Consider the following 1,585-nt stretch of genomic DNA (forward strand, 5'->3'; position numbering starts at 1 on the left):
ATCATGATGGATGAACCCGGAGCCGGCCTTAGCGAATCCGAATCGGATTTCCTGCGCAAGACTATTGTTGGCATCCCGGCGTTCTGCGGGGCCCAGGTGCTGCTCGTCGATCACGACGTCGACCTGATCTCATCGACCTGCTCGAAGATGCTGGTTCTCGATTTCGGCACCGTGATCGCCTACGGCCCGGTAGGTCCGACCTTGAAGGATCCGAAAGTGCGTGCCGCATACCTTGGAGAAACGGCATGACCGATTGCCTCCGGATCGAGCGTCTGGCGATTGCGCGCGGTGGCAAGCAGGTCGTGCATGGCGTGAACCTCGAGATTCCACCGGGGCGGGTTACGGCTCTCCTCGGCGCCAACGGAGCTGGCAAGAGTTCGCTCGTTCTCGCCGCGGCGGGTGCGTTGCCCGTTTCCTCCGGCGACGTGCTCATCGACGGAAGGTCCATTGGTGGCCTCAGGCCCGAGCAGGTTCGCCGTCTCGGAGTTGCGGCCGTCCCCGAAGGCCACCACGTGCTCAGCGAACTATCGGTCCTCGATAATCTCCGGGTCGCCGGTCATCATCTGCCGGGTCGCAAGCGGGAGGATGGCATCGAGGCGGCGCTCGATACGTTTCCCGAGCTTCGCCCAAAACTTGGCGCGCGAGCGGGGTCGCTCTCCGGCGGTCAGCAACAAATGGTCGTACTTGCCCAGGCCATCGTCGAGCGCCCGCGCTACATCCTTGCGGATGAATTGTCATTTGGCCTTGCCCCCGTGATCGTAGCCAGGCTGGTTCCGGTGATCATTCAGCTCGCCGCTGATGGCGTCGGGGTACTGTTGATCGAGCAGTTCACGCATATCGCATTGCGAATCTCCCATCGCGTCCATGTCATGGAGCGGGGATATATTCGCTTCTCGGGCGAACCCGAGGAGTTGCGGCAGAATCCGGATATTCTTCACAGCGCCTATCTCAGCGGGAATTAGCATACGTTCATTGTTCGCCATGTTTGGCGTGCGGGGCACGGAGGCTTCATTGAACCCACCGAGATCGCCAACGAGCTTCCAAGGTCGAATACAGAGCGACGATCAAGACATTGGGAATCCACGACGTAAACGCCAGAATCGGAGACATGCTGGAATAGCTGCCGTACCCCAATGCGTAACCGATCGGAATCTGCAGGCGAAGGACAACGGCTCCGAAGGTCATCGCGTAGCTGAATCGCATAAGTAGCCGATGCCACTCAAGCCTTCCCTGCACGGCCGAAATCCAAGCCGCTACAGTCGTGCCGATCCACAATACAGCGAGAATCCCGAAGCCGACGCCAGCCACCCAGCCACCCGAAGCAAAGGGTGACGTAGCCAACGCTCCTGTTCCACTCGTAACGCACGCTAGGACGTAAGTTCGGCCGGACCAACGATGCAGCGTCGGATGGCGCGCGCGTAGCCCCGGAAAGAATTGTAACGGTCCCAGGACCAAGGCGGCAGGGGCTATGAGCATGTGAGTTAACGCCTTCAGAGGCGCTTGCAGTATGACTGCCTTGATATCTGGATCGATGCCGAACCATACGTTTTCCAACGCGGCGTAGTATCGCAAGGAATGCGCGGCT

General features: G+C 59.9%; 2 protein-coding genes and 1 pseudogene. 2 read left to right on the plus strand and 1 reads right to left on the minus strand.

The genetic code is table 11. The features are described from left to right. Together AC1D00_RS40400 and AC1D00_RS40405 are read left to right on the plus strand one after the other, a co-directional pair. A pseudogene (locus AC1D00_RS40400) lies at window positions 1-249 on the plus strand (ABC transporter ATP-binding protein); the annotation flags it as partial. Then, a complete protein-coding gene (locus AC1D00_RS40405; RefSeq protein WP_477014547.1) occupies window positions 246-962 on the plus strand; it encodes an ABC transporter ATP-binding protein in 717 nt (238 codons plus the stop codon). The pseudogene AC1D00_RS40400 and the gene AC1D00_RS40405, both read left to right, overlap by 4 nt. Before the next feature lie 46 nt (window positions 963-1,008). Here AC1D00_RS40405 and AC1D00_RS40410 read toward each other — a convergent pair. After that, the coding region (locus AC1D00_RS40410) for a DUF2306 domain-containing protein (protein ID WP_477014548.1) at window positions 1,009-1,585 on the minus strand (577 nt) is incomplete at its 5' end.

Source organism: Bradyrhizobium sp. P2_E8, assembly GCF_056403875.1.

Coding starts and splice junctions, on each gene's coding strand:
- AC1D00_RS40405 (WP_477014547.1), top strand. CDS start 246: ATGACCGATTGCCTCCGGATCGAGCGTCTGGCGATTGCGCGCGGTGGC.